The following is a 26,494-nucleotide window of genomic DNA, read 5'->3' on the forward strand; positions in this document are numbered from 1 at the left end:
TATGCGCTTTAATTAACGCAAAGTCAGCTTTGATTGGATTTTCTAAAACGTAGTCTTTACCTTCATAATTCATGGTTGGTTTGCCTTCAGCGAGCAAAGTACCAAAACCTGTTGGTGTGTAGATTGGACCTAAGCCCATACCCGCCGCTTGAATACGGCAAGCCAAGTTGCCTTGCGGTACAAGTTCTAACTCGATTTTGCCTGCACGGTAGAGTTCATCGAAGACATAAGAGTCAGACTGACGAGGAAAAGAACAGATGATTTTACGTACAGCGCCTGCTTGTAACAGTTTAGCCAAGCCGTAATCACCATTACCTGCGTTGTTGTTGACGATCACTAAGTCTTTAATACCGAGTTCAATTAAGCCATCGATGAGTTCAGCAGGCTGACCTGCGGTACCAAACCCACCAATCATAATGGTTGAACCGTCTTTAATTTGGGATAAAGCTTCAACTAAAGACTGTGACGATTTATCGATCATCCAACAACTCCCTCTGTACAACATATTTTAATATTTGGGGAATCCACGATTAGCGCAATTTCAATCTGGACGGAGATTGAAATATGCAACTAAATCGCTTGGATTCCGTCACTCCATTCTTGATAAATTAAAAAGCTTGAGCTACCTTGAAAAAAGGTTTTTGTACGATTTACAGATTTTTTGTTCGATGATCGAACAATATCTTGAGTATATTGCTCAAGATTCTAAATCAGCATCAATAATTCAATTTTTAAAATAGCAAGGAAAATGCTGTGTCTACAGAATCAGACTCAAGGAACAGACAACTTCAAAATCCAGATAATAAAAAGTGGATTCGTCACGAAGACTTTATTGCAGGTATCAGCAAAGGACTGGCTATCCTAGATTGTTTTGCAAATGACCGTCACCGTTTAAATGTGACCATGGCTGCAGAAAAAACAGGGTTGACTCGAGCCGCTGCAAGACGACATTTAATGACTTTAGAATATTTAGGTTATTTAGAGTTTGATGGTCATTACTATTATTTAACACCTAAAATTTTAAAATTTTCAGGTGCATATTTAAGTGGTGCACAGCTGCCTAAAATTGCTCAGCCATTGTTGAATTTACTTACTCAGCAAACCTCTCTCATTTATTCCGTGATGGTATTAGATGGCTACGAAGCTATTACGATTGCACGTAGTGCAGCGCATCAACAGACTGATCGTGTTAATCCTTATGGATTACATTTAGGTAACCGACTACCCGCTCATGCGACATCTGCAGGGAAAATTTTATTAAGTTATTTATCCAAGGAAGCACAACAAGAATGGTTGGAAAAATATCCACTCAAAGCACTCACCAAATATACGTATACCGATAATGAGAAATTTATAAAATTATTAGCAGAAGTTAGAGCTGATGAATATTGTTACTCAGCTGAAGAACATGAGTTAGGCGTACATGCTTTGGCTGTACCTATTCACAATCATCGTGCTGATGTTGTCGCAGCATTGAACATTGTGTCACCGACAGGTAAAACCAGTAAGGAATATTTAATTCAGTATATTCTGCCCTTATTACAGCAAACCTCGATTGAATTTAGACAATTTGTTTAATAAAAAAACACACCAAATTGTGGAGCAATTTGGTGTGTGCTAAAAATTAGCCAATGGATTAAGCTTGACTTCGAGGATTAACTCGCTTTTTGGAGTGGTAGTCCAACATAGTTTTCAGCAAGCGTAGTTTGCCCTGCTTCTGAGCCAAGAATATAACTTAATTCAGCTTGTTTGATTTTATGCTCGAATTCGGTTTCTGTCTCAAAACGATGTAATAAATGAGTCATCCACCAAGAGAAACGCTCTGCTTTCCATACACGTTTTAAGCAATTTTCAGAATACTGCTCAATCCCCTGCTCAGAACCCGTTTGATAATATTCAATGAGAGCTTGAGAAAGATACGCAATATCAGATGCAGCGAGGTTTAAACCTTTAGCTCCTGTTGGCGGTACAATATGAGCAGCATCACCCGCCAAGAACATTTTACCAAAACGCATTGGCTCAGTGACAAAACTACGTAATGGCGCAATACTCTTCTCAATTGATGGACCAGTCACGAGCTTTTCACGGCTTTCAGGATCTAGACGATTTTTTAACTCTTCCCAAAATTGCTCATCTGACCAGTTTTCAACTTTATCCGTTAACGGTACTTGTAGATAATAGCGACTTCTCGTGTTAGAACGCATACTGCATAATGCAAATCCACGATCAGATTGCACATAAATTAGTTCCTCCGCAACAGGAGGTACATCTGCCAATACCCCTAACCAGCCAAATGGATAGACTTTCTCAAAAGTTTTAATTTTGTCTTCTGGCACACTGGCACGGCACACACCATGGTACCCATCACAACCTGCGATAAAATCACATTCAACTTTAACTTGCTGACCATTATGCTCAAAAGTAACACTTGGTTGACCGTAGAAATCATGTACTTGAACGTTAGCTGATTCATAGTATGAAGTGAGTTGAGCCGCTGTGCGAGCCTGCATTAAATCTTTGGTGACTTCAGTTTGGCCATATACCGTAACTTGTTTACCACCCGTCAACTGCGTTAAATCAACACGATGCTTTTCACCATTGGTTAGAATTTCAATACCCTGATGAGGTAACCCTTTTTCACGGAGTTGCTGATCTACACCAGCTTCAGTCAATAAATCTACTGAAACTTGCTCTAAAATCCCAGCACGGATTCGACTAGCAACATATTCAGCACTGCGCTGTTCAATTAAAATATGATCAATACCCGCTTTATATAGCAGTTGACCGAGTAATAAACCTGCTGGACCTGAACCAATAATCGCGACTTTGGTTTTTAAAATTTCCATATTGCAAACACCCTCAATTTTTTTCCTTTTGTAAAACCTAATGAAATTCCAACTGAGGTACTAGACTTTAGCCCTAAATACGACCGAATTTAGTGACAAATGACCGATCATCGGACAAGATATCAGAATTAAAGGGTGTAAATCAGAGCAATATCATGCGCAATGAATTGATTTCAAATGCTAAAAATAAAGAAGTAATTCAATATGATGATTATATTGCAGGCCTTGCTAAAGGTTTGAATCTATTAGAGTGCTTTGGTGTTGAACGTCAAAAATTAAATGTCACCCAAATTGCTGAACGTACAGGATTGAGTCGCAGCGCAGCACGACGATATTTAAGAACTTTAAAATTTTTAGGTTATTTAGACACAGATGAACATTTTTATTGGCTCACCTACAAAGTTTTACGCTTTTCAAGTGCTTATCTAAGCTCTGCATATTTGCCAAAAGTCGCTCAACCTATGCTGAATTTACTCAGTATCAAAACTGCACTGAGCTATTCAGTCACGGTACTCGATGAACATGAAGTAGTACCTGTTGCGAAAAGTGTTCCTCAACAGAACGAATCATCTAAAATGAGTCCGTTGGGTATTCATCTAGGTAATCGCCTTCCAGCCTACGCCACCTCAACAGGTAAAATACTACTCTCAAGATTGAGCCATGATGAACTTAATCAATGGCTTGCACAATATCCACTCAAGAGATTAACGCCTTTTACCATCATAGATCATCAAAAGTTTATAAACACTATTGCAACTGTTCAAAAACAAGACTATTGCATTTCTACAGAAGAACATGAATTGGGAATTATTGCTTTAGCTGTCCCTATTCTCAACATGCAAGGTGATACTGTAGCCGCACTCAACTGTATCGGATCCAGCCACAGAATTACAGAAACATATTTAATCCAAAATATTTTGCCCCAGCTTAAACAAGTAGCTCATGATTTGCGCGCTATTTTATAAAATTCGGAAGATTCGAATGAACTTTTAAGATTTTTTTCCTTTCTTTAACTGAGGCGTTCATTTTTTTAATCCCTAGTACTTTAGTATATTTTTCAAGTACTTCTTCGCAAATATGGATCCATTTAATCTAAAATATATCTAAGTTAATATTTTTTTGCTTGAATTTGGATCCAATAATGCTAAATTCATGCACATTGCAGACGTGTTGATTATTTCATCAATACCAGAATATGGACGGGTTCTGACTGCGATGAACACCTTAAACATTACTAGGATGACTTCTGAAGTCTGCCTACGTTTATGACATGTAATCACATGCCACACGTAGTGCTTTTCAATGAGGTCTTATTCCATGGAGAAAGTAAATGGTTCAGAACCCGCGTGAGGAAATGAATAACAAGACCATGAATGGGTTTCAGTGGTTTGTTATCGGTATCTGTATTTTATTAAATGTTATTGATGGCTTTGACGTTCTTGTCATGGCCTTTACTGCTGCATCTGTTTCTGCCGAGTGGGGACTGACTGGCGCTGAACTTGGTGCACTATTGAGTGCTGGCCTATTTGGTATGGGTGCTGGCTCACTATTTCTTGCACCTTGGGCTGACAAAATCGGTCGCCGCCCACTCATCTTACTTTGCCTACTTATCTCTGGAGTAAGTATGGTTGCAGCATCATTTGCTCAGACTGCAATGCAACTTGGCATGATGCGTTTTGTGACTGGTTTAGGCATCGGCGGTATTCTCGCAAGTAGTAATGTTATTGCAAGTGAGTACGCATCTCTGCGTTGGAGAAGTCTCGCAGTCAGCTTACAATGTACAGGTTACGCGATTGGTGCAACCGTTGGTGGGATTATTGCAATTGCGCTTATCAGCAATTTCGGATGGCGTGCAGTCTTCTTAACAGGTGGTTTAGCGACTTTATTCATGTTGGTCGTGTCTTATTTCACCTTACCAGAATCACTTGATTACCTTTTGGTTAAACAGCCAAAAAATGCTCTAGAACGTATTAATGTTTTAGCAAAGAAAATCAATATTACCCCATTACAGCAACTTCCTACGGTCACTATGACCAGCGAACAAGCAAAGAGTGGTTTGGCACGTTTGTTCAGCCCTAAATTGGCACTTCAAACGATTTGTATCTGGTTTAGCTTCTTCTTCGTTATGTTTGGTTTCTACTTCGTCATGAGTTGGACACCAAAAATCTTATCTGCAAATGGGATGACCACTGAACAAGGTGTAACAGCAGGTGTCCTGATTAGTGCTGGCGGTATGTTTGGTGCTGCGCTGTTAGGTCTGATTAGTTCACGTATCCGTATTTACTATGTTCAAGCGGCTTTCCTTGCCTTAACTGCAATCTTGATCTGGTTATTTGTGAACAGTACTGGTTCACTCATGATCGCATTCATTCTCGCTTTATTCCTTGGCATGATGTCAAACGGATGTGTCGCAGGTCTATATGCGATGTCTCCTGCAATCTATGATGCTGATGTTCGTGCGACTGGTGTTGGTTATGCGATTGGTTTTGGTCGTGTAGGCGGTATTTTGTCTCCACTAGTTGCAGGTGCTTTCCTCGACAGTGGTATCTCATCACTTGTACTTTACGGTTATTATGCGTTGGCATTCGTTGCAGCCATTATCATGGTATTAAGCATTTCAAAACTCAAAAATAAAGAAACTGCACAATTGCATTTCCAACAACCAACATCTGCATAATCATTTTTTAAATACTTTAGAGCTAGACAAGACGTCTAGCTCCACTTTTCATATAGGGACAATAATGAGATTTTCTGCAATCTTTTTAGGGGTAATTGCGTCTGGATTTCTATCAACAACGCAAGCAAATTCATTTATAGATGATGCATCAGTCAATCTAACAGCTCGCAATTTTTATTTTGATCGCGCATATACACAAGATGCATCAGGTAAAGATCAGAAAGACTGGGCTCAAGGTTTTATCTTTAAAGCTAATTCAGGCTATACACCAGGTACCGTAGGACTAGGTTTAGACATTATGGCACTGGCAGGTTTTAATCTTTTAGGCAGTGATGCCGACGATTATGCAGCTTCGGGATTACTGCCAACCAGTCCATCAGGTAAAGCTGATCAGTATGGAGAAATTCGCTGGACGGCAAAAGCGAAAGTGGGCAAATCGACTTTACATGGGGGTACACTCGCACCAATGTTCCCTGTTTTGTTCTCTTCACCAGCTCGTTTATTCCAGCAAAATTATCGAGGTACACATCTTCAAATCAATGAAGTGGATAATTTGAAAATTCATGCCCTGTATGTGGATCGTGTGAATCAACGTGATTCAACAGATTATGAAAAAATTAAAGTTGGCAATCCTAATAATCGATTTAAGACTGCTGCCGAATCATCTGGCTTACACATGCTTGGTGCTGAATATAAATTTAACGATCAAATTAGTGCGCAACTCTTTCATGCCAACCTTCATGATGTTTATCACCAAAATTTCATTGGTGCAAAAAGCAAACATGATATAGGTATTGGGCATTTCTTAGGGGATGTACGCCTGTTTGTGAGTGAAGACTCAGGTCAAGCTCGTGCAGGACATATTGAAAATCAACATTTGAGCGGTATTTTTGGGCTTAACCGTAACAATCATACTTTCAGTTTGGGCTATATGCAGTCTTTTGGTGATACAGCTCTTCCGACCTTAGCGGGTTCAGAGCCAGCAGTGTTCTTAGATAGTATGAGTGCTGATTTCACCAACATTAATGAAAAAGTCTATCACGCACGCTATGACTATGACTTTAAAGACACTTCATTGAAAGGTCTAAAGTTTATGACTCGTTATAGTAAAGGCGATGATATTGAAATTCGTAACACCGACAATCAGACGTTTGAACAAGATGCTCTTGATTTCGAGCTCAGCTATCGTGTTCCAACGGGTAAACTCGAAGGTTTAAATATTCGTACACGTTATAGTCGCTACCGTAACGATATCCCACCAGTAGGTATGGCATTTAAGTCGGATGACGAAATGCGTGTCAACATTGATTACACTTGGAAATTTAAATAAAACAAAGTTAAAGGGAGTTCAACGGAACTCCCTTTAACACAAATACCTTTCATCGATCACAGCTCATATTTTAATTTCACATCCATTTCACAAGATTGCCAGTAGATTAAAAAATAAGAATAAATTAGTGGATTGAGATCATGAAACACGTCAAAAAAATTGTGGCTGCGACATTGAGCCTTCCTCTACTCTTTTTATCAGGCTGTGCAAGCATCCCAAGTTACTCTGATGATTATGCTCAAGCAAGATCGACAGTTCAAGGCATCACCATGACGCCTGCCAAAGCTCAAGATATAGGGGTTCGTTTTACCAGTGCATTCAATACTTTAGGTACACCTGAATTCACTAACCGAGCAAGCAATCTGTATGCTGACAGTTTATATATCAATGACACACTTTCACAATTTAGTAAGCGTGAAAATCTAGTCGAACACTTCAAAGGTATGAATAACCGTGTCAGTAATGTTTCAGTCAAATTGCTCAACACATCACATTTTGACGACTCAGCCTATGTGCATTGGCGTATGGCATATGATTTTAAAATCTTCGGCACGACTCGAAGCATGGAATCACATGGAATTAGTGAAATAAAACTCAATGAGCAAGACAAAATTGTGTTTCAGCAAGACTTTTGGGACCCAGCTGATGGCTTATTTCGCTCACTACCATATGCTGGAGGGTTATACGCATGGTTATTGCCTTTCAAAAAATCGCAATAATCACCCTCTCTGCTTTGAGTCTATTCTTCTTACCACTCGCGCATGCACAAAGTGTGCGTGAGTGTGGTCAAGGAGACCTCAAAGTCGGACAAAAAAATGTCGGTAAAGCAACTTATTTCGCTCAAAATTGTCAAAGCACTTGGAAGAATCAAGATATTCGCATGGACTTTGCTTATACTCAAAATATTCCAGAATGGGCTTTTAAAAAGGCTGCAACGCACTTTCTCAAACGAAATGTCAAACAAGCCAATACGTTGAAACAGCTTGACCAGATCACACAATTGTATCAACCCGTTCGATCTGGTGATATTTACAGTCTAAGCTATACCCATACGACCCAGACTTTAACTTTGAGTCTAAATCAAAAAATTTTGGGTAAAATTCAATACATGAATGCCAATGATTATTTTAAAATTTGGCTGGGTTCGTCTCCATTTAGTGATACTTTAAAAAAGCAATTATTGGACTAATCTGTCGACATGACTAAACATTTTATTTTAATGGTCGAAGATCATTACGAACTTGCTTCAACATTATGTGAATTTTTAGAAGAGCATAATTTTGTGGTTGATCATGCGCGTAATTTGGATGTGGCACGTCAACTGCTCAAGCAACATCCTTATCATATTCTACTGTTAGATATTAATTTACCTGACGGTACAGGGTATGACCTGTGTGAATGGCTTCGCAACGAACAAGGACTCGACCTCCCGGTACTGATGCTGACTGCTCGTGATACTTTGGATGATAAATTAAAAGGTTTCCGAGCAGGTACAGATGATTATTTAGTCAAACCATTTGATTTTAATGAATTGGTTTATCGTGTTCGTGCACTGATCAAACGCTCATTAGGAGAAGTATCTAACAGCCAAATCAAAATTCACGATCTCACATTAGACCCTGCTTTACAGCAAATCACTCGTGCAGGTCAAATGATCGAACTGCCACCTATTCAATTCAAACTTTTAAAATTACTTATGCGAAACTCACCTAAAGTGCTCACTAAACAGGAGATCATGCTTGAGTTATGGGGGGATGAAGAACCAGAAAGCGATGCACTCAGAAGCCATATCTATAATTTAAGAAAAATGGTCGATAAGCCGTTTGAACAAAAATTAATACACACCGTTTCAGGGGTAGGTCTAAAGATCGCAGTTGAATAAAACTAGTTACTACTGAATTCACACTTCAGATCAAATTCCCCCAAATACGCTATTTTGGAGGCTGATCATTTAAGTAAACGACCACAATCAGTCCTGAACTGAGTGACAAGTCAACTTTTGGATGAGTCATCAAATAGTATTCACGATCAAATAACTCTACTCTCCAGCCAAGTTGTTTACATAATTTTTGAACCAGTTGTAGCCCGATACCATGACCTTTGATATCGAGTTGCAGCTGCTGATTCGTTAGTTCTTGCACCTTAGAGTTATTCGGTAAATCAATCCCGATACCATTATCTGCGACCAACACTTTATTTTTTTCGAGAATGACATTAATGCTTGTACCTTGAGAGTAATTCAATGCATTTCTTAAAATATTGCTAAACACCATTTTTGTCATCGATGGATATAAATGACGTTTGACCTCATTAACTTCGATGTTTAAATCGATACTCATTCCTTTTGCCAAACTGACACTATTCAAGTCACTTACAACATCTTGAAGCAATTCAGATAAACGGGTTTTTTCACTTTGTAAATTGCTTGTGGTATTTCGAGCAATCGCCAAAAGTGTATCGACCAATAACTGCATATCTTCGATTGTGTTTTGCAATCGAGTAAAGGATTTGTTATCACCATAACGGGCCTGACAAAGTTGTACATTTCCCTTCAATATTGTGAGCGGTGTTCGAAGTTCATGACTAACATCGCCAGTAAACTCTCTTTCACGCTGAATGAATTCGCTTAAAACTTGATGATATTTTTCAAGTGCTTGCTTGAGATATTCAGCCTCCAAATTAGAATCTGTTTTAATTTCTTTAAATGGTGATGCTCGATTATTCTGATGTTCCCAATCGATATGTTCGAGTGCATTGGCTAAGCGTGTGATGGGCGAAAAATAGCGGCGTGCACGGCGATTCCACCACCACAAGACACTGTATAGCAAAAATAAGCTGACCATGAGTGGCGCTAAACCAAACAGCCAAATAAGCTTATTAACATTACTTTCACCAAACACTAAAAAAACGTGTTCACCATTGCGTGTCCCATAAACCGTCATCCGGTCTTTACCATCGATATAGTGTCGATGTACACCCGATTGGAGTTTTAAATTACGAAATTCAGAGGGGGCTAACTCGTCATCGGCCCAACGATATCCATATAAATTTTTAGTGTCGGGTAAAGCAGCTTCTGGATTACGCTCCATACGCTGCCAGTAATGCTCCATCTCCTGTTCGAGCGCTGTGGTCAGCAATGTTCCTTTAATGACCCAAGCACTGCAACCAATCCCAATCACAATAGACAAGGCAATAAGACCAATTTGTAGCCAATAATAGCGGTTAAACACCTCACCCAAAGGATGATCGCGCTTATCCCTAAATAGCCTCATCATGGAGATGTACCCTCTTCGCCTTATCTCTAAGCTTAGTTTGAACTTCAAACAGCTCGCTTCTTAAACAAATAATGGCCGATCACCCATTCACGGCCTTTGTCATAACCAAATAGTTCTGCACAAGCCATGAAAAAAATTCTCCAACGTTGCCACCATATTTCCGCATCTTGACCATAAGTTTGCTTAAATAGTGGTTTAAGTAAGTCCTTTTTTTGGTCCATATTATTTAACCATGCATTGGCTGTATGTTCATACTGTTGTCCAGACCATTGCCATTGGTTTTCTAACTGTAAATGATCCTGAAAGTGCAGGAAAGTCGAAACAGCAGGCATTAAACCGCCTGTAAAAAAATATTTAGACATCCAGTCATAATCATTTTTAACTTCAAATGGATAGTGAATAAATCGATGGCAGAAAATATGACACCACAATAAACCATCTGCTTTGAGCCATTGGCTAATATTGGCAAATAATCGCTGATAGTTTCGAACATGCTCAAACATTTCAACGGATACAACACGATCAAAAGAGTTTTGCTCCAACTCGAGTTGATTTACATCACAGGTGATGACTGTCAAATTGTTAAATTGCTTTTCTTTGGCTTTTTGTTGAATGTGAAGACGTTGAGTATTGGAGTTTGATACTACCGTAATGTTGGCATTTGGATAATGCTCCGCCATATACAAACTGAGTGATCCCCAACCACAGCCTATTTCTAAGATGTCCTGACCATCTTGTAATTGCGCACGTTCACAGTAGACCTGCAGGGCATTTTCCTCAGCTTGATCTAAACTGGTTTTAGCATCATGGAATAAACTGGCACTGTACTTTAAACGCTTGCCCAACACGGCCTGAAAGAATGCTGTAGGCAATTCATAATGTTGTTCATTTGCCTTGTCTGTATCAATCGCGATTTCACTTTTTTTCAAGTCTCTTAATACATCCATATAACGCTGTGAAGCGAATACAGGGTCAAAACGACCTTCTTGCTCAAGACGTTTTTTGCAAAGTGCTTGGATACCAAGACGAATAACTTGATCTGGAACTTTGCCACTTTCAATGAGTTTTAACGATTGTTGAACGATTGAATCCATGTAATTACCTACTTTTTCGGTGGCCAAGGAAGAAACATTGATGTTTTTTGTTGGTACATCTTGTAGTTTGCACCACGATTTTTGAGCGCTTGCTGTTCACTAAATGGAATACCCGTGATGTAGTACAAAAAGAGCCACATCAACACCGGATAGATCCACAACCAAGGCGTTCCCGCCGCTATACCTAAGATTGGATAAGCAAACCAATGTATCCATTCAAAAAAGTAATTCGGATGGCGTGAATATTTCCATAACCCTTGATCCATCGTTTTGCCACGATTATTCGGGTTCAATTTAAATTGATACAACTGATGATCTGCGAGTGCCTCACCAATAAATGCAACCAGCATGATTAATCCTGAAATCAGCAGCAGCAGTTCTGTCGAGTTACTCCACTGCATCGCAGGTATACTGAGCAATTTGATCATTGGATATGAGAATAAGGAGATCAACCCAGCCTGAAATAGAAAAAAGAGAAGAAAACCTAAATGTTGAAAGTCTCCCATCGCACGGCGCATATTGGCATAACGCGTGTCCTCAGCATCTTCTCGGATATATCTTCTGAATAAATGCCATGCTAAACGGAGAAACCAAAGACCACTCGCGATCGCTAGAAAAATGCGAACAGATGTAGGGGCTTCATTCATTACATTTGCTGCGATGAGGACATTTAAAGCTATTCCAAAGCTCCAAATGACATCGACCAAACCTGCACGATGATTAAATGTCACCCAAATCCATGCACAAAGCATCAGGAAAACATTCATCACAAATAAATTGAGCAACATCGAGATGTCCTCTCACTGATTTAGTATGGACTTGCTTCAAACAATAAGTGCACATCACTAATGACGCCTTCGAGAAAACCTCCTTCGCAATAACATAAATAAAAATCCCACATGCGAATAAAGTTTTCATCAAAGCCCAGTGCTAAAACTTGCTCACGCTGTTCTAGAAAACGTTCACGCCAGCAGTGAATCGTTTGTGCATAACTTAAACCAATATCTTCAAGATGCTTTAGACGTAATTTTTGTTCTGATGCAACATTGGTCATCACGCTGATACAAGGAATAAAACTACCTGGGAAAATGTATCTTTTGATGTAATCGACCGTACTCAATGCCTTTTCATATCGTGCATCTTCAATGGTGATGGCTTGAATAAGCGCCACACCATTAGGTTTTAACAGCTGTCTACACTTTTCAAAATATGTCGATAGATATTGAGCACCAACGGCTTCAATCATTTCAATTGAAACCAATTTATCGAATTTACCTTCAAGTAAACGATAATCTTTTAATTTAACTTCAACACGATGAGACAGACCCGCAGCGTCTATTCTAGCTTTAGCTTCGTCATATTGAGCTTGAGAAATGGTAATAGTAGTCACTTTACAACCATAGTTTTGCGCAGCATAGATCGCAAAACCACCCCATCCACTGCCAATTTCAACCAAATGATCCATCGGTTGAAGTTTCAATTTTTGGCATATGATTTCTTTTTTATAATCGGATGCTTGTTCCAAATTCATAGATTGATCTTTGAATACCGCGCTGGAGTACATCATGCTCGGATCAAGAAATAACTTAAAAAAGTCATTACTTAAATCATAATGCTCAGCAATATTTTTGCGACTACCTTCCAATGAGTTTTTACGCGATGCATACCAAGTTTTGAGCAAGAGTTGACTCGCCTTTGCTAAGGCACTTTGGTTCATACGATCTAAAATATCGCGATTTCTCGCAAGAATTCGCACAATCTTCACTAAATCTGGTGTCGTCCAATATCCTTGAATGAAACCTTCAGCTGCACCAAGAACCCCCTGACGAAAAAGTAGATCCATCAACTTTGCATCATGGACCTCAATCACTGCTTCTAGATCACTCACCTCACCGACTGAACCCTCCCAAATCCCTTTAAAATGAATTTGGCCGTGTTTTAATTTCAGTAAATGACGTAATACCAGCGGTAGTGAAGATTGCTCTCCCATTAACAATGATTTCATATCACAGCTTATCCTTCGTTTTATTGGGATGCCGATAAAATGGAACTCTATTTATCCAAAGCTTAAAGGCATGATAATAAATACCTGCAACCATCTTGATCGGCTCAAATAGTTTAAAAACAGCATAGCGATGAAGTTGTGAAGGAAGTGTGATGGGAGTTAACTCAAAACGCATTGATGCATCGAATTGTAATTTTTCCTCTTTAAACAATTGCATAAGCACATAATTTTGTTTTTCAGCCAAACTAAACGTCCATTGATACTTCAGATCCATTGGCATGAAGGGTGACACGTGAAAAGCTTTGTCAAACTGGAAGTGGAAGCTCGTATATTCGGAATGCTGCTCCCCCCCGGTGCGACAATCGTGAACATATACCTGTCTTTCTAACCAGGGTGTATTGGTGATTTCACTGAGAATGAACTGTAATTTTTGCTGGGCATTAAATAGAAAATAAAAAACCACCGAATTAAATCTGAAGCCAAGCGTGCGCGGCAAAGCCAACACCCGAATTTCAGCGAGCTCCGTCGGCTCTTCTAAAGTATGCTCTTCCAACACATGCAGAACCTTCTCTCGAATCGTGCCTTGATAGTTTGCCAAGAAGTCATCAGAATCTAGGCTCAGAAAGTTCCATTTTTTCGTTGACCAAAGTATCGAAGTTTGCGCGAAGTGTTCGAGCTGTTCTGGATCAAACCACAAATACGTCAGCTGACTCTGAAAAGCATAAGGCTTAGGCAAGTAACGGCGATGACGAATGTCAGCAACTGCAATTGCAAGCGGATACAGTTGCATAAGTACTCCTAAGCGGCTTGATTTGATGAATTTAATAAGGCTTCAACCACCCATGACGCACTTCTTGCACCATCTTCATGGAAGCCCCATCCCCAATAAGCACCACAAAAATAGGTCCGATTTAAACCGTTTATTTCAGACCATCTTGACTGAGCTGCAATGGATTCCGCATTAAATACAGGATGACGATAGTGACGCTGAACCCAGACTTTGTTTGGATCTAAATCAAAATTCGGATTTAATGTCGCAAAAATCTGAGTTTCACATTTCAAATTTTGTAGCTGATTCATCCAATAACTAAATCCATAATGGACACTACTTTGCTGAAATGGAGTGACTTGACCCGCTCTATTCGGTGTGACATGCACATGCCAACTTGCCCACTGACGTTTTGATTTTGGCATAATGCTGGTATCTGAATGCAACACCATATGATTGTCTTGATACTGAAATTTTTCTAATATTTCTGATTCTTTAAACGTTGGTTCAGCGAGCAACTTCAATGTGTCATCTGCATGACTTGCAAATACTACCCAATCAAACCGTTCAACTCCCTCCCCCGTTTCAATACTCACGTCATTTGCTGAGCGCTTAACTGACTTCACTTCTACTTTTTTAAACTGAATATGCTTTGCTTGAGTTTGAATTGCACGGATATATTTAGAAGACCCGCCTTTTACGGTTAACCATTGTGGTCGATCTTTGAGTTGCAACATACGATGATGTTGAAAAAAACTGACTACAAATTTATATGGAATTTGACCTGCTTGCTCCACTGGGCATGACCATAATGCACCACACATCGGATAGAGATGCTCTTGCCTAAACGCATCCGAGTATCCATGCTCGTTGAGATATTGCTCAATAGTGTAATTCGGGTCGGTCTCATCTACATCAAGATCTTTATTCGCTGCATAAAATCTGAATAGATCTGCCAGCATCGCTCTAAAACAGGTCTTTAAAAAGTTCTGTGGTTTGAATAATAATGAGAATTTCTTGGAAGGGTTATATTGCAGTCCTGTGACCTGATTATTAACTGAAAACCCCATATCGCTGCTTTGAGCTTGTACACCAAGCTCCTTCAACATCTCACAAAATAAAGGATAGTTGTGCTCATTAAAAACAATGAATCCGCTATCCACTGCAACTTGCTCACCATCGATCTTTAATTGATGAGTATCAGTATGTCCCCCAAAATAATTATTCTTTTCAAATACGGTCACCTCATGCAACTTACTCAACTTCCAAGCTGCATAAAGTCCTGAAATACCCGATCCAATAATTGCAATTTTCATCTTGATTCCTTTGACTGAACTTGAGAATGTTGGAGTTTGGCCTTTTTCGAACGCGTAATTTTACTTGCTTCATAGACTCGAGCTGGTATGGGTTTCATTCCCCAAACCAAGCCGAACCATGACATAAATTTTAAGATGTAATAGGTCACATCGATCTGCCACCAATAGAATCCTTGGCGCGTACTTCCTGCATAAAAATGATGATTGTTGTGCCAGCCTTCACCAAGTGTAATTAGAGATAAAAATAAGTTGTTGCGACTATGATCATTCGTCTCAAAATCTCGGCTTCCATAATGGTGAGCCAGTGAGTTAATGCACAATGTGGCATGAATAAGCAGAACAGTTGAAATTGCGCCTCCCCATACCAATAACTGTAAACCACTGGTTCCCCAATGCGGCCACATCCAAGCAGCCCATTCCCCAAGACCATAAATTCCGATAGCCGTTATTAAGACGATCATCAAACTAAAACGATCTAACCAAATCAGCTCCGGAAACTTCAGCCAATCTTTAATGACACTTTTACGCGTTGAAAAATTATATTCATTTAAAAACCAACCAACATGGCTATACCAAAATCCATGCGTTGATGAATGTGGGTCTTGAGGAGTATCTGTATAACGATGATGATATCGATGATGTGCTGCCCACCATAATGGTCCACGCTGCGCACTCATTGTGCCAATTAAAATAAAGATAAATTGCAGCCATCTCGAAGTTTGAAAAGTTTTGTGTGACAAATAACGATGAAAAAAAGCCGTGATTGCGAACATGCGAATAAAATAAAAAAACAACATAAATGCAAAAGCAAACCAAGAAAACCCGACCCAAAACACTGCCAGACAAGCAAGATGCAGTAGGATAAAAGGAATTATTCTGAGCCATTGAATCTGTTTACTCTCAGAGGTCAATGCATCATGTGGTACGCTTACGGACCAACTATCCAGCCATTGCATGAGGCTTTTCAACATACAGTCATCCCAAACTAAGCAATCGATCTTTATGATTTAAATAAAGTGTAGTTCTTGATATATGAAGTTTATGTGAAGCACACGCTGTATCTTGAATTTCACGCTGAATCATTGAATTTAATATTAATTTAATTTCATCATATAAACTTAACTCACCCTCATTTTGACTACACAAATGCTGATCAATGAGCACTTCAACCCCTTTTATACCCTCGTTGAGTTACATGACTGCACACTGATTAGCCAAACCCAAAAGGTATGTATCTCGATTCAACAAAATAATCATAGGCAAACCTATTGAATCTCGATATAAACTATAGGGAGAAATAAAAAACCAAGAATATTGATGAAAAAGTTGAGACAACGATGTCTGAAACGAATGTAGAAACTGTATCGGATTCTAAACTCGCCCCTGATTTAAGAATGGTGCAAATCAATCAAAATTATGTTGCTTGTGAAGAGTGCGATACTCTCTTTCGTAAATCCGATTTATATAAGAATGAACGTGCCTATTGTTCGGCTTGCGGTTCCGAGCTCTATCGTAAAATTCCAACATTTAACACACTGTTGGCCTTAGTCTGTACTGCGTTAATTATCTTTGCGATTGCCAATAGTTTTTCAATTGTTAAAGTTGAACTCCAAGGCATTTATTCAGAAACCACATTATTGGGTGCGGCTTGGGCAATGTTCGAGGCAGATCGTGCTTTTGTAGGCTTTCTTATTCTGATAACCACTTTTATTGTCCCCTTGGCCTACTTACTTCTGATGGGATATATTCTTTTGATGGCAATGTTCAATAAAAATATTATTGCAACCCAACAGTATGCATCACTTAAACTCGCATTACGGTCACTTTTTCAATTGAGAGCTTGGGGAATGGTTGAAGTATTTCTGATCGGCGTTTTGGTCACCTTAGTGAAATTAGTGGGTATGGTGGTTGTGATTCCTGGAATTGCCTTATGGGCATTTGCCATTTTAAGTGTCTTGTTGGTCTATTTGGTATCAATCAAAATCAAAGATCTATGGAACGCAATTGATGGAAATCAAATCTCATGACCATCACTTCAACTCATACGAATCAACCTGATCAGATGAAGCATTCTCCACACACTGTGCAGAAATCTGTCTTTTTAGAAACGCTTGCACCGCGTGCAATTGATCTTGAACTCACACTTTGTCATTGCTGTGGAACACTCAACCGCATGACATCTTTGTCTGCCATCGAACAAGCACGAAAATCCCGCTGTACTCGTTGTGATAGCCCATTACATACCCGTAAAACGCGAAGTTTAGAACGAACTCTAGCTTATTTAATTGCAGCGAGTATTCTTTATATACCAGCCAATGTTTTACCGATGACGATTACAGAATCTATTCTTGGTCGTCAACAAGACACGATTATGAGTGGAGTCATCTATTTCTGGAAAAGTGGTGACTATTTCGTTTCGTCCGTTATTTTTATTGCCAGTATATTTATTCCACTACTGAAATTGGTCATCCTTGCTCTCCTGCTCAGTGCTGTACATTTACAAGCCTCAAAAAAAATTCACCTCTCACCTAAGCATTGCTCGATCATGTATAGAGTCGTGGAGTTTATTGGCCGTTGGTCAATGATTGATGTTTTCGTTGTCGCCATGCTAGCAGCACTAATCCAAATTCAATCATTGGCAACTATTTTAGCAGGCACAGGTGCAGTCGCTTTTGGTGCAGTTGTGGTTTTGACCATGTTAGCCTCACTGAGTTTTGATCCTAGAATCATTTGGGACAACTATTACGTTTCAATTCTGAGTCAGCATGAAAAAAAAAATGACGCTACAGAACATTGAGATTTACATAAAACCCTTTCACTTCTTGCTTGATATTCATATGATGAAGCGTACAAACAACAACCACATTACGATTTAATAAGATCAATAACTATGTCAGAAAACCAATCGAGTAATGGTCATCCTCATGATGAACAAGTTCTGAGTCAGGTCGGTGTACCTGATAAGAAACGTAGCAAATGGAAACCTTCTCTCATTTGGATTATTCCAATTGTTGCATTACTCATTGCATTTTCATTAGCTCTCAAGGCGTATTTGAATACTGGTCCTGTTATTGAGGTTTCTTTTAGGACTGCAGAAGGCATTGAAGCTGGCAAAACTACAGTTCGTTATCGTCAAGTCAATGTGGGTCTAGTACGCGAAATTGACCTTTCGGAAGATCGGTCTCATATCATTGCTAAAATTGAACTTCGGAAAGATGCCAGTAATTTTGCTACGGAAGATTCACGTTTTTGGGTAGTGAGACCACGTATTGGTGCAAGTGGGGTTTCAGGTATCGATACTTTACTTTCTGGCGCATATATTGAAGTAGATGGCGGTAAATCAGATGTCAAAACCACTTCATTTAAAGGGCTAGAAACTCCACCCGTCGTGACTTCCGATGTTCCTGGAAAAATCTTTTTCTTAAAGGCACAAGATTTAGGTTCGCTCGATTTCGGTTCACCTATTTATTATCGAAGAATCAACGTTGGACAAGTAACCTCATACCAACTGGCTGATGATGGAAAAAGCGTTGAACTTCAAACTTTCATTAAGTCACCTTATGACAAATTTGTCACCACAGATGCGCGTTTCTGGCAAGCCAGTGGTGTAGATGTCAATTTGAATGCTTCGGGCTTTAGTTTAAACACACAATCTTTGGCAAGCATCATTTCGGGAGGGATCGCATTTGGTTATCCTGAAAATTCTGATGCAGCTCCTGCTCCGAATAAAATGAAATTTGAATTATTTGACTCTGAAAAGCTTGCGCTTAAAGAGCCTGATCTTAATCCAAGACGGATCGTAATGTATTTCAATGAGTCATTGCGAGGTTTATCAGTAGGAGCTCCAATTGATTTCATGGGTGTCGAAGTCGGTACTGTGAAAAAAATCAACACTGAGTTCTACAATAATCACTCGCAAATTCGAATGCGTGTTGATGCTGAAGTTTATCCTTCACGTATTGCTGGAGGTCATGAGTTGGACCCGCAAGGTACAGTATTCAAGCAATTTGTTGAGCGTGGTTGGCGAGCTCAAATGCGGACTGGCAATTTACTTACAGGTCAAAACTACATTAGCTTTGATCTTTTCCCTAAAGCTAAATATGCCACTGCAATCCGTCGAAATGATGGTGTAGTTGAAGTTCCAACAACTCCTACAGAATTAAAAGGCCTTCAAGCACAAGTGTCCCAAATCGCCGATAATGTATCTAAATTTCCATTGGTTGAAATTGGTCAGGACGTTCGTCAAACCTTGGCAAACTTAGATAAAACTATACGATCTTCAAAAAGTTTGGTCGATCAACTTGATGGCAAAGTTGCGCCTAATTTACAAGCCACTTTGGATGATGTTCGTAAAACAGTTCAGTCTTCTGAAACCATCTTGGCAAGTGATGCACCTTTACAACAAGATCTGCGTCGTGCCTTACAACAAATTACCCGTGCCGCAGCTTCATTACAGTTAATGGCAGATCAAATAGAACAAAATCCTGAGTCACTGATTCGTGGAAAAACAGCGGAGCCGAAGAAAGATGACAGAGAATAAATTATTGAAATCTCAGCAACGCTGCTACCTAAAAATCCTTTCAAGCTTGAGTGTTGGTTTGTTTGCACTCATCGTCAGTGGGTGCTCTTCATCCCCTACGCCTAAGTTCTATTCATTGAGCACTCAAACGCTAACATCATCTTCGTCAAATCAAAAAGTGAGGATGATTGAGGTGCTTCCTGTTGGATTATCCGATCGTTTAAACCGAATTCCATTGGTAATTCAACAAGAAAATGGGCAGGCTAAAGTATTGTTCGATGATCGTTGGACTTCTACTTTATCGGCTGAATTGAGAGATGCCGTTTCTGCGCGTTTACAGCAAACATTAGGTGCAGTGGATCGTTATAATAGTGGTATGACTGGAGGACAAGCAGCTTATCGAATTGCCTTAGATTTTTCTAACTTTGATTTCATCGAAAAATCAAATCAGCAACGCTTTATGCTTATGAATACGACTTGGACTTTACGATATGATGATCCCAATCGCCCCTTATCCACACCCAAAAACACTCAAACATTACCTCAACGTCATCAACTCAGTTGTCGGATGAGTTTTTATGAAGAAATTCCACAAAAATCTATAGACTTAAATACTTTAGTCACTGTTTCGCAAAAAGCCATTGATCAACTTTCAATCAGTATTGCAAGTTCAGTCAAGCACTTAGAAAATAGGAATCAACCTCTTACTGGTGCGGTATGTGGTTAAGCATATATCGATCACAAACTGATTTTTTATTTTAAAAAAATCATGTCTTTTAGATCTAAAAGATTAAGCAAGATCTATGACTTATTGAGATGGATCCTTTAAATAGTGAATGACTTATAGATTTGGTTCAACTAAGTGTTCCCAAAAATGGGCATCATGATTTTGAAGATATCTCCCCACCTTAGGATTGAATCGTATCACCTCCTAATAAATGATGGGAGAATGTTTTGTTAAGTACTGAATCACGTATGATTTCTTTTTCATTGCGGATCTCAAAATTTCAGCACTCGTCTGATCCATATACTAAATCGCTAAGCCTTCATCTTTAAAGCTTCCAAACAAATGAGGGTAGTGCGCTGATGTAAATATTTGAGTAGGTCGCCACAATTTGAAACTGTCATTAAACACATGGCTTCATTTTGATATTGTGCTTATTTTAAAGCTGGAGGTTTATTTTTGATAGTATAAAGACATATTTCCCCATCTTGGTTTTGAATGAGTTTTAAAAATCATCCATCTCTTTTGACTCTATACAAACTGTCTGCATAAGAAATTAGATCATAAACACTGCTATTCATGCGTGCTCTAATTTAGAATCCAAACAATATTTAAAAAAACATTTTGTGAGTAATTTGATAAAAATATTTTGTGGTAAGAATCACAAAAATTAAGCGCGACAACTGAAATGCCACAATAATTGGCACCGATAGACCTAATACTTTTGCCATTAAGGACATTTCAGCAATCCCCCCCGGAGACAGTCCAAGTAATAGAACTTTTTCATCCACTGAAGCCCATTGAATGAGTCCAAAAACAAATATAATTGAGAGCATCAATGCCAATAAATTAAAAAGAATCGTGAGCAATAAAAAACGTTTACTGTCTTTTAGAAAGCCAAATGGAAATTTACTGCCCAATGACCAACCGATACAGAGTTGTCCAAATGCAATCAACCAACTAGGCAAACTATGCTGAAGCATACCGATGTAAGACAGCAAACCAATAATTATAATCGGACCTAAAATCCAAGCATTCAGCACATTGAGATGCTCAAATAATTTTGCGATGCCTAAAGCTAATAAAAAAATCAAAATGGTGGAGCTAACATCAAAATGCTGCACGGTCATCACTGTTGTATGCCAATCAACTTCCAAATAAAGGCTCATAAAAATGGGTAATAACACAACTAGAATCACAATTCTTAGGCTATGTATGGCTGCAACTTTATCGACCTGTGCCTGATATTTTTCAGCTATATTAACCATTTCACTAGCACTGCCAATCGCTGATGCAAACCACGCCGTTGACCAATCTAGGCGATTAAAAAAATATTGAAGAGTCGCTAAAATCAAATTCAGCACGATGGACCATAAAATACCCATCAAGATAAAGATCCAATAAATCGATAATGCTTTCACAAGCGCCGGTGTGAAATACAGCCCCAAAACCATACCAATAATCACTTGCCCTGTCTGACGCCAGCGGACGTGACATGGATTAGATATCCCAAAACTGCCAATGATAAGCGTGATCAGAAGTGGACCTAATAACCAAGGTAGTGGTAGACCAACAAGAATACCAAGCCATGCACCAATGAAGGCAATTGCCAATCCTTTGGCATTCGATTTGATGTTTTCCATATTCCTCACCAATGATGGTCAACATCATGTTGACCATCAGCTTGGGTTAGATTGATTTTTGTTTTTTTACAAATAGGTATTTGCGTACAATCGGTAGGATCAGTAACAGTGCGGACATCACCCAAAGACCAATACTGATTGGACTACTCCATAAAATGCTAAGTTCACCTTGAGAGATGGACAACGCACGGCGTAAATTCGATTCCATCAACTCACCTAATACGAAACCTAAAATGAGCGGTGCAAGTGGGAAGTCAAATTTACGTAAGATATAGCCAAACACACCCAAACCAAGGCATAGCAACAGATCAAAGATATTGCTATGAATCGCATAAACCCCAATAAAACTCACGGTTGCGATAATTGGAATCAAGATATAGCTAGGTACGCTCAACATTTTTGCGAAGAAACCAACCAATGGAAGGTTCAGTACAAGCAAAATAATGTTCCCTACCATTAATGAAGCAATCAGTGCCCATACCAAAGTTGGTTGCTCAGTAAACAGTTGTGGCCCAGGTGCAATGTTATACATTAATAATGCACCCATCATGACCGCTGTAGTCCCTGAACCTGGCACGCCAAGGGTTAACATGGGAACAAATGAACCACAGGCCGCAGCATTGTTGGCACTTTCAGGTGCAGCAAGTCCACGCAAATCACCTTTACCAAACTGACTGTTGTCCTTCGCCATTTTACGTTCAGTGGTATAGGCCATGGCACTAGCTACAGTCGCACCTGCACCGGGTAAAATCCCTGAGAAGAAACCAATTAATGAGCCACGAATGATGGTTGCCAATGAACTAAAGAATTCTTTGACATTAAATAAAGAGCGTTTACCTTGTTGTAATACGACTTTACCAATGGTAGTACGTTCAAGTAACAGTAAGATCTCGCTGATACTAAATAGACCAATCACGAGTGTAGTAAAGGCGATCCCATCACTTAAACCGACACTATCAAAAGTAAAACGGTAAACACCGGTAATTGCATCCATTCCAACAGTCGAAAGAGCCAGCCCCATTAATGCCATAAGAAAGGTTTTAACAGGTTGGGTACTCACCAATCCCGTTAAACAAACGATCGCAAAAACCATCAATACAAAGTATTCAGCAGGACCAAATGCAATTGCCCACTTTGCTAAAAGCGGTGCAAATAACACAATCCCAATAAATGCAATCGTACTGCCAATAAAGGAACTGACTGAAGATAATGACAGCGCAATCCCTGCTTTACCTTGTTGTGCAAGAGGATAACCATCCAAGGTGGTCATCACAGCGCCCGCATCGCCAGGCACATTTAGAAGAATTGCAGAGATACGGCCACCATATTCGCAGCCCAAATATACAGCAGCCAATAAAATCAGTGCGCTATCGACGGGTAAACCTAAGGCATAAGCAAATGGTAAAAGAATCGCAACACCGTTGATTGGACCTAAACCGGGCAATAAACCGACGACAGTTCCAATAAAAGCCCCAATAAAGGCAATTAATAAGTTTTTCGGTTGTAAGGCAACCTCAAAACCCATCATTAAAAAATTTAATATTTCCATATGGTTGTTATCCTTAACCAAAGAGCCCAAGCGGTAAAGGCACGTCTAACACACGGTCAAACAGATAATAAGTACTCAGACTTAAGACAATACTGGTGATTACAATCGGGATCATTTTGCCGTTAAACAAACGTCCAAGTGCGATTGTGAGTAACAAAGTAGCCCCCATAAATCCAAGAAACTCAAAGACAGCAGCATAGATTGTCAAAGCCACTACACACAGGACCAATTTACCAACCAAGTGCTTTGTCCACCCTAGCTCAACTACCTCAAACATAATGGCTGGCCGAACCGTTAAGTAAAAAGCACTGAAAGTGATCAAGCTCATGAGGAGCACCGGAAAGGCTTTTGGTCCGACTGGGTCGTAAGAAATGGGGGCTTGAAAGTTCAATGCGTAGATCAATAAGCCCAATCCAATAACAGTAATGATGGCTGTAAGCATGCGTTCAGATTTCATCAGCTTCCCTCTAAACAAAACTGAGTTAGAACAACCGTCCTAACTCAGTCTGTTGATTATTTTGATAATTTGTATTCTTCCGATAACTGACGCATTTCATTGGTTTGCTTATAGACATACGCTGCTAGTTCGTCGCCAGTCATTTCAAATGGTAGTAAATCTTGATTGTCACGTACTGCATCAAATCTCTGATCTGCCATCATTTTTTCAAAGGCTTTTTTCCACCACTGATAAGCATCATCACTGACTTTTGGTCCCACATAGAAACCACGAATGACAGGCCACTCAAGGTCATAGCCTTGCTCAATTGCGGTAGGTAGATTTGAAAATTTACCTTCCAATCTATCTTTGGAAAACACCGCTAAAATACGAATTGAGCCGCTGTCTAAATGTGAACCAACTTCACTGACATTACCTACACCCACTTGTATATGCTGCCCCAAGAGTGAGGTTAAAACTTCGCCACCTCCTTCTAATGCAACGAAGCTCATATCGGCAGGATTCACGCCTGCTTTTTTCGCTAAAATTGCTGTTTGCATCCAATCCTGACCACCAACACTACCTGCACCACCAAAGCTGAGTTTCTTCGGATTTTCACGTAATGCCTTCATCAAATCATCAAGGTTTTTCAGTGGTGAATCTTTGTGAACTGCTACAAGCCCATAATCAACGGCAACACCTGAAAGCCACTTCACATCTTTTTCTGTGAAATTACCAAATTTGCCCTGGGCCAAGTTCAATAGTGAGCCTGTGGAAAATGCAATCACAGCATTATCGTTCGCTGGGTCATTGTTAACGATTTTGTTATATGCCACTGCCCCTACACCACCCGGCATATACGTTACACGAATAGGTTCTGCTAACACCTCTGTCTCTTTAAAGCCGGATTGCATCAGCTTACAGGTCATATCAAATCCCCCCCCTGGCTTAGCGGGTGCAATACATTCTGCACGTTTAGGCTGCCCTGGTTCTTTTGCTGCATTTCCTGTACCACAACCTACCAATACAGCACCAGTACATGCCAATGCTAACCATTTCATTTTTTTCATAGCAAACTATCCTTATTGCTGAATTATTAATTGATGTATGTCCATGTTTTACCTATTTCCAATCTAACCTCTGGCCTAGATTGGTTTGGGTGTTTACTTCGTTTTAGCTCGTTGTTTTGCAATTCGCTCTTCCACAGCGAACTTTAATAAAGCTGCACTGCGATAGAAACCGTGAGCGAACTTACCAAAGGGAATTGTTAAGAAGAAAGTCATAACTGTTGCGAGATGAATTATCAGGAGTAATGCCATTGCCGAGGTATCACGAAATGCCAAGAGCAATAAACCGGTGACACTGATCAGCAGAAGCAAGAAAATAAATCCACGGTCCATTGGCTTTTGCTTCACATCACCATGTAAAGGATGACGTTTAATATTGAGATATAACAATCCTACTGGGCCAATGATTAAGCCAATCCCACCCAACGTACCTAAAATTACGGGTAAACTGCTGTAGGCATATGGTGCTTGAAGACCAAGAAAATAGTGATAGAACGTTGCAACGCTTGTTGCTGCAAAACAGAGTAAAAAGCCATACATTGTGAAGTGATGATAAACACGACGGATTTGTGTATATCGATCATCTTCTTCATTACAACCTTTACCATGCCCACCATCTAAATATTTGAGCGTGAGAACATTTTTAGAAGCTTGTAGAATATCTGGCTGCGCCACGCCTTCAGGAATAATTTTAGAGGTTTGCTTCCAGAATTTTGCAATGCCTAAACCCAATAGCACAAACGCTAAAATAAACACTGAACCAAACAGCACTGCTAAGAAATTGTGAGGAAAAATGGTGTAGAAATCACCTTGGTAGCGACCAAATAGATCAGTGCCATTCATCCAAACACCTGCCAACATCAGTAAGAAAAATAGTACTGACATTGCAGAAACCAGTGGAATGCCTGTTTTTTGATAGATTGATCCAAATACAGCAGGGACTGCAAATTCTTGATAAGTCTCTAATCGAACTTGTGCCATGGCTTGCGGAATATTGACGCCAAATTCATGCGGTGGCGCATATTGGCAAGCATGTAAACACGCACCACAGTTATGACAAAGATTAGCCATATAGTGGATATCCGCCTGCGTAAACTCAAGACGTTTGGTCATGGCAGGGAAAACCGCACAAAATGTTTCACAGTATCGACAAGCATTACAAATCTGTAAGGCTTGTTTGACTTGATCTTCGTTCTGACTCAACTGCACGATAGGAATTAAATTTTTTGCATTGGCATTCATAA

25 protein-coding genes are annotated in these 26,494 nt (G+C 39.6%); 11 read left to right on the forward strand and 14 right to left on the reverse strand.

All coding sequences use genetic code 11. The features are described from left to right. On the reverse strand, positions 1 to 481 hold a 481-nt coding region (locus tag AC1M9H_RS12685; protein WP_481597952.1), incomplete at its 3' end, for a 3-oxoacid CoA-transferase subunit A. A gap of 272 nt (positions 482 to 753) precedes the next feature. Here AC1M9H_RS12685 and pcaU point away from each other — a divergent pair. Further along, positions 754 to 1,578 carry an IclR family transcriptional regulator PcaU gene (pcaU, locus tag AC1M9H_RS12690; protein ID WP_180028016.1) on the forward strand — a complete coding sequence of 275 codons (825 nt, stop codon included), beginning with the start codon at positions 754 to 756 and terminating at the stop codon, positions 1,576 to 1,578. 77 nt (positions 1,579 to 1,655) lie between these two features. On the opposite strand, the gene pobA is transcribed toward pcaU, so the two are convergent. Beyond that, the gene (gene pobA / locus AC1M9H_RS12695) at positions 1,656 to 2,846 is read right to left on the reverse strand and encodes a 4-hydroxybenzoate 3-monooxygenase (RefSeq protein WP_481590765.1); all 1,191 of its coding nucleotides are present in this window, start codon (positions 2,844 to 2,846) and stop codon (positions 1,656 to 1,658) included. Between the two features lie 155 nt (positions 2,847 to 3,001). Between pobA and AC1M9H_RS12700 the strand changes: the two genes are divergently transcribed. The 6 genes from AC1M9H_RS12700 to AC1M9H_RS12725 all read left to right on the forward strand — a co-directional run bounded on the left by AC1M9H_RS12700 (position 3,002) and on the right by AC1M9H_RS12725 (position 8,735). Continuing rightward, positions 3,002 to 3,811, forward strand: a complete 810-nt coding sequence (locus tag AC1M9H_RS12700; RefSeq protein ID WP_180000496.1) for an IclR family transcriptional regulator domain-containing protein — start codon at positions 3,002 to 3,004, stop codon at positions 3,809 to 3,811. Positions 3,812 to 4,176: 365 nt separating this feature from the next. Continuing rightward, a complete protein-coding gene (locus AC1M9H_RS12705) occupies positions 4,177 to 5,523 on the forward strand; it encodes an MFS transporter (RefSeq protein ID WP_481594067.1) in 1,347 nt (448 codons plus the stop codon). A gap of 64 nt (positions 5,524 to 5,587) precedes the next feature. Further along, entirely contained in the window at positions 5,588 to 6,853 is a 1,266-nt protein-coding gene (locus AC1M9H_RS12710) for an OprD family outer membrane porin (protein ID WP_481609252.1), read from the forward strand. A 140-nt stretch (positions 6,854 to 6,993) separates the two neighbouring features. Then, positions 6,994 to 7,572 (forward strand): nuclear transport factor 2 family protein, encoded by a 579-nt coding sequence (locus AC1M9H_RS12715; RefSeq protein ID WP_171260728.1) that lies wholly within the window; start codon positions 6,994 to 6,996, stop codon positions 7,570 to 7,572. Next, entirely contained in the window at positions 7,542 to 8,042 is a 501-nt protein-coding gene (locus AC1M9H_RS12720; RefSeq protein WP_481613534.1) for a chalcone isomerase family protein, read from the forward strand. Before AC1M9H_RS12715 ends, AC1M9H_RS12720 begins: the two co-directional genes overlap by 31 nt. Before the next feature lie 9 nt (positions 8,043 to 8,051). Then, the gene (locus AC1M9H_RS12725) at positions 8,052 to 8,735 is read left to right on the forward strand and encodes a response regulator transcription factor (protein ID WP_092768268.1); all 684 of its coding nucleotides are present in this window, start codon (positions 8,052 to 8,054) and stop codon (positions 8,733 to 8,735) included. Positions 8,736 to 8,784: 49 nt separating this feature from the next. On the opposite strand, the gene AC1M9H_RS12730 is transcribed toward AC1M9H_RS12725, so the two are convergent. From AC1M9H_RS12730 to AC1M9H_RS12760, 7 genes are read right to left on the reverse strand one after another with little or no spacing between them, the layout of a single operon-like run. After that, the gene (locus AC1M9H_RS12730) at positions 8,785 to 10,128 is read right to left on the reverse strand and encodes a sensor histidine kinase (RefSeq protein ID WP_481613535.1); all 1,344 of its coding nucleotides are present in this window, start codon (positions 10,126 to 10,128) and stop codon (positions 8,785 to 8,787) included. A gap of 44 nt (positions 10,129 to 10,172) precedes the next feature. Next, positions 10,173 to 11,222, reverse strand: a complete 1,050-nt coding sequence (locus tag AC1M9H_RS12735; protein WP_481613536.1) for an SAM-dependent methyltransferase — start codon at positions 11,220 to 11,222, stop codon at positions 10,173 to 10,175. An 8-nt stretch (positions 11,223 to 11,230) separates the two neighbouring features. Next, positions 11,231 to 12,010 carry a DUF1295 domain-containing protein gene (locus AC1M9H_RS12740; RefSeq protein ID WP_035269401.1) on the reverse strand — a complete coding sequence of 260 codons (780 nt, stop codon included), beginning with the start codon at positions 12,008 to 12,010 and terminating at the stop codon, positions 11,231 to 11,233. A gap of 20 nt (positions 12,011 to 12,030) precedes the next feature. Continuing rightward, on the reverse strand, positions 12,031 to 13,227 hold the full coding sequence (locus AC1M9H_RS12745; RefSeq protein ID WP_481613537.1) for a class I SAM-dependent methyltransferase: 1,197 nt from the start codon (positions 13,225 to 13,227) through the stop codon (positions 12,031 to 12,033). Position 13,228: 1 nt separating this feature from the next. Continuing rightward, entirely contained in the window at positions 13,229 to 14,017 is a 789-nt protein-coding gene (locus AC1M9H_RS12750) for a DUF1365 domain-containing protein (RefSeq protein WP_035269389.1), read from the reverse strand. A gap of 8 nt (positions 14,018 to 14,025) precedes the next feature. Beyond that, entirely contained in the window at positions 14,026 to 15,312 is a 1,287-nt protein-coding gene (locus AC1M9H_RS12755; protein WP_481613538.1) for an NAD(P)/FAD-dependent oxidoreductase, read from the reverse strand. Continuing rightward, positions 15,309 to 16,283, reverse strand: coding sequence for an acyl-CoA desaturase (locus tag AC1M9H_RS12760; RefSeq protein ID WP_481597960.1), 975 nt, complete (start codon positions 16,281 to 16,283; stop codon positions 15,309 to 15,311). Before AC1M9H_RS12760 ends, AC1M9H_RS12755 begins: the two co-directional genes overlap by 4 nt. A gap of 423 nt (positions 16,284 to 16,706) precedes the next feature. Between AC1M9H_RS12760 and AC1M9H_RS12765 the strand changes: the two genes are divergently transcribed. The 4 genes from AC1M9H_RS12765 (at position 16,707) to AC1M9H_RS12780 (ending at position 20,558) form a co-directional block, all read left to right on the forward strand. After that, on the forward strand, positions 16,707 to 17,339 hold the full coding sequence (locus AC1M9H_RS12765) for a paraquat-inducible protein A (RefSeq protein ID WP_481613550.1): 633 nt from the start codon (positions 16,707 to 16,709) through the stop codon (positions 17,337 to 17,339). A gap of 35 nt (positions 17,340 to 17,374) precedes the next feature. Further along, positions 17,375 to 18,109 carry a paraquat-inducible protein A gene (locus AC1M9H_RS12770; RefSeq protein ID WP_051586617.1) on the forward strand — a complete coding sequence of 245 codons (735 nt, stop codon included), beginning with the start codon at positions 17,375 to 17,377 and terminating at the stop codon, positions 18,107 to 18,109. 93 nt (positions 18,110 to 18,202) lie between these two features. Next, positions 18,203 to 19,852, forward strand: coding sequence for a PqiB family protein (locus AC1M9H_RS12775; protein ID WP_481589476.1), 1,650 nt, complete (start codon positions 18,203 to 18,205; stop codon positions 19,850 to 19,852). Beyond that, entirely contained in the window at positions 19,839 to 20,558 is a 720-nt protein-coding gene (locus tag AC1M9H_RS12780; protein WP_481613539.1) for a PqiC family protein, read from the forward strand. The genes AC1M9H_RS12775 and AC1M9H_RS12780 overlap by 14 nt, the downstream gene beginning before the upstream one ends. A gap of 608 nt (positions 20,559 to 21,166) precedes the next feature. Here the strand turns inward: AC1M9H_RS12780 and AC1M9H_RS12785 are convergent. The 5 genes from AC1M9H_RS12785 to tcuB form a co-directional block, all read right to left on the reverse strand. Beyond that, complete coding sequence (locus tag AC1M9H_RS12785) at positions 21,167 to 22,198, reverse strand: AbrB family transcriptional regulator (RefSeq protein WP_481609242.1); 1,032 nt, start codon at positions 22,196 to 22,198, stop codon at positions 21,167 to 21,169. A 46-nt stretch (positions 22,199 to 22,244) separates the two neighbouring features. Then, positions 22,245 to 23,747: a tripartite tricarboxylate transporter permease gene (locus AC1M9H_RS12790; RefSeq protein ID WP_481610340.1), complete on the reverse strand. Its 1,503-nt coding sequence runs from the start codon at positions 23,745 to 23,747 to the stop codon at positions 22,245 to 22,247. Between the two features lie 13 nt (positions 23,748 to 23,760). After that, positions 23,761 to 24,207: a tripartite tricarboxylate transporter TctB family protein gene (locus AC1M9H_RS12795; RefSeq protein ID WP_481609253.1), complete on the reverse strand. Its 447-nt coding sequence runs from the start codon at positions 24,205 to 24,207 to the stop codon at positions 23,761 to 23,763. A 53-nt stretch (positions 24,208 to 24,260) separates the two neighbouring features. Then, complete coding sequence (locus AC1M9H_RS12800) at positions 24,261 to 25,253, reverse strand: Bug family tripartite tricarboxylate transporter substrate binding protein (protein WP_481609240.1); 993 nt, start codon at positions 25,251 to 25,253, stop codon at positions 24,261 to 24,263. A gap of 93 nt (positions 25,254 to 25,346) precedes the next feature. Continuing rightward, complete coding sequence (gene tcuB / locus AC1M9H_RS12805; protein WP_481609239.1) at positions 25,347 to 26,492, reverse strand: tricarballylate utilization 4Fe-4S protein TcuB; 1,146 nt, start codon at positions 26,490 to 26,492, stop codon at positions 25,347 to 25,349. Between the last annotated feature and the right edge of the window lie 2 nt (positions 26,493 to 26,494).

Source organism: Acinetobacter sp. ANC_7512 (assembly GCF_056779935.1).